This is a genomic window from Cellulosimicrobium sp. 4261, assembly GCF_040546915.1.
Classification (GTDB): Bacteria; Actinomycetota; Actinomycetes; order Actinomycetales; family Cellulomonadaceae; genus Cellulosimicrobium; species Cellulosimicrobium cinnabarinum.
Window position 1 is genome coordinate 1 of record NZ_JBEPOQ010000029.1, and the last position, 2,266, is coordinate 2,266.

Sequence of the window (2,266 nt, forward strand, 5' to 3'; positions counted from 1 at the left end):
TAACCCGCGGCCGGGGGGGGGGGCCGCCCCCCCCCCCCCCGGCCCCGGCCCCCCCCCCCCCCGGGCCCCCCCCCCCCCGGGGGGGGGGGCGCCGTCGTGCGTGCGGGACGGGTCAGGGGGTCAGGTCGCGCTGCCCTGGAGCGAGCCCGTGACGTCGGTGCCGTTCGTGTCGAGGACGCACTGGACCACGCGGTCGTCCTGCAGCTTCCAGCCGTCCGCGCGCGGCGTGAAGTACCAGTACTCGTGCGCCGACTCCTCGTAGGGGAGCCCGACGAACGCCTCGAACGCGCCGTAGCAGAACTCCTCGGCACTCGTCGTCACGGCCTCGTCACCGGGGTAGTCGCCCGCGGGGAGCTCGGTCTCGGCGTAGACCTCGGCGTCGTGCGGCTCCGAGCACGGCACGACGGGCACGGACTCGACCTGGTCCGCGTCGTCCAGCTTCGAGGAGACGATGCAGTCGCCGACCTGGACCGAGAAGACGTCGGCGTCCGACGCCTCGGTCACCTCGCCGCCGGGCTCGTCACGCTGGGCGTCGGCGGGTCCGGAGATCTCGTCGAGGATCGCGCCGCAGCCCGACGCGGTCAGGGCGAGGGCGACGGCGCTCACGACGAGGACGAGCGGCCGGCGGGTGGAGCGGGGGAGGGTCACCTGGGTTCCTTCGGTACGAGCCCCGACCAGGGTGGCGGGACGGCACGCGAAGGCTAGCGCCGGGCGGTGACACGGGCCGAGCCGATTTCTGGCGCGACCTGCGCGGTCACGGCAGGAGGTGCGCGTACTCCTCGAGGGTGCCGTCGAGGACGGGGAGGGACAGGGCCTGCTCCTCGCCCGTCGTCGTGCTCACCGTGACGGGCAGCATCGCGCCCGGCGCCGCGTCGACGCGGCCGATCTGCGCGTCGAAGCCGTCCTCGGCGCCGAGGTAGACCGTCTCGCCCGCCGCGACGGGGATCGTCACGGGGGCGCCGCCCTCGGGCGTCACGTCGAACTCCACGTCCTCGGTCGAGTCGTTGGCGAAGGCCCCGACGAGCGCGCCCGGCTCGCCGTCCTCCGCGGTCACGACGAGCAGGTTGAGCCCGCGCAGCTCGCTCGTGAGGTCGACCCGCAGGCCGTCGGAGGGGGAGTACGGGCGGTTCGTCTCGATGGGGGAGCAGGCGGACGCGAGGGCCACACCGGCGACCAGGAGGGGCACGGCCCAGGCGCGCGCGCGGCCGGTGGCCCGGGACTCCGCACGGGTCGAGGCTCGGGGGGTCGGGATGCGGGTCACGTGCACTCCAGGGCTGCAAGAAGGGGGACGGGATTCCGCGCCCAGCCTAGTGCGTCGGGAGGACCGGGGCGGCCGGAACGGCCGGCCCGCGGCCGTGGCGTGAGCGGCGTCACGTGGCGCTGGGCGTGCCGGGACGGTGGTCGTCGGGCCTCGTGAAGGTCCTGCAGGGGGTCGTGAGGTGCCCCGGAGACGCCGTCGGGGCGCCGATGGGGCACCGAGTCGAGATTCGTCAGGCGCGCTGACACGGCCCTGACCTGGGCGAACGTGCTGGTGACGGGCTTGTCAAGGGGCCGAGGGGCTCGGATTTCCGCCCTTCCGCGTGGTAAGGTGGACCACCGCGAAAGGGGACATCTGCAGATGACGTTCACAGTAGGCGAGACCGTTGTCTACCCGCACCACGGAGCCGCACTGATCGAGGAGATCAAGACGCGCACCATCCGCGGAGAGGACAAGATCTACCTCAAGCTCAAGGTCGCGCAGGGCGACCTGACCATCGAAGTCCCAGCCGAGAACGTCGACCTCGTCGGCGTGCGTGACGTCGTCGGCCAGGAGGGTCTCGACCGTGTGTTCGAGGTGCTTCGTGCACCCTACACCGAGGAGCCGACCAACTGGTCGCGCCGGTACAAGGCGAACCTCGAGAAGCTCGCGTCGGGTGACGTGATCAAGGTCGCCGAGGTCGTGCGCGACCTCTCCCGCCGGGACGCCGACCGCGGCCTGTCCGCCGGCGAGAAGCGCATGCTCTCGAAGGCTCGGCAGATCCTCGTCTCGGAGCTCGCGCTGGCGGAGCACACCGAGGAGGACAAGGCCGAGGCGATCCTCGACGAGGTGCTCGCCTCCTGACGTCCCGGGCCGCGGCCCGCGCAGTCAGCGCCACAGACCACCGGGGAGGGGGGGGGGGCGGCGCGGGGCGGCCCCCCCCCCCCCCCGGGGGCGGGGCGGGGGGGGGGGGGGGCGGGCCCCGGGCCCCCCCCCCCCCCGCGGCGCGCCCCCCCCCGGGGGGGGCGC

At 74.4% G+C, this 2,266-nt stretch carries 3 protein-coding genes; 1 reads left to right on the forward strand and 2 read right to left on the reverse strand.

Annotated features, from left to right (window positions below):
• Nucleotides 1–120: 120 nt before the first annotated feature.
• Nucleotides 121–648: a septum formation family protein gene (locus ABIE39_RS18675; protein ID WP_186810435.1), complete on the reverse strand. Its 528-nt coding sequence runs from the start codon at nucleotides 646–648 to the stop codon at nucleotides 121–123.
• 106 nt (nucleotides 649–754) lie between these two features.
• Nucleotides 755–1,261 carry a hypothetical protein gene (locus ABIE39_RS18680; RefSeq protein ID WP_167405759.1) on the reverse strand — a complete coding sequence of 169 codons (507 nt, stop codon included), beginning with the start codon at nucleotides 1,259–1,261 and terminating at the stop codon, nucleotides 755–757.
• A gap of 357 nt (nucleotides 1,262–1,618) precedes the next feature.
• Between ABIE39_RS18680 and ABIE39_RS18685 the strand changes: the two genes are divergently transcribed.
• Nucleotides 1,619–2,101, forward strand: a complete 483-nt coding sequence (locus tag ABIE39_RS18685) for a CarD family transcriptional regulator (protein WP_031315710.1) — start codon at nucleotides 1,619–1,621, stop codon at nucleotides 2,099–2,101.
• The last annotated feature ends 165 nt before the right edge of the window (nucleotides 2,102–2,266 follow it).

What these genes read in the sequence shown, in the direction of transcription:
- ABIE39_RS18685 (WP_031315710.1), top strand. Translation starts at nt 1,619, where the DNA reads ATGACGTTCACAGTAGGCGAGACCGTTGTCTACCCGCACCACGGAGCC.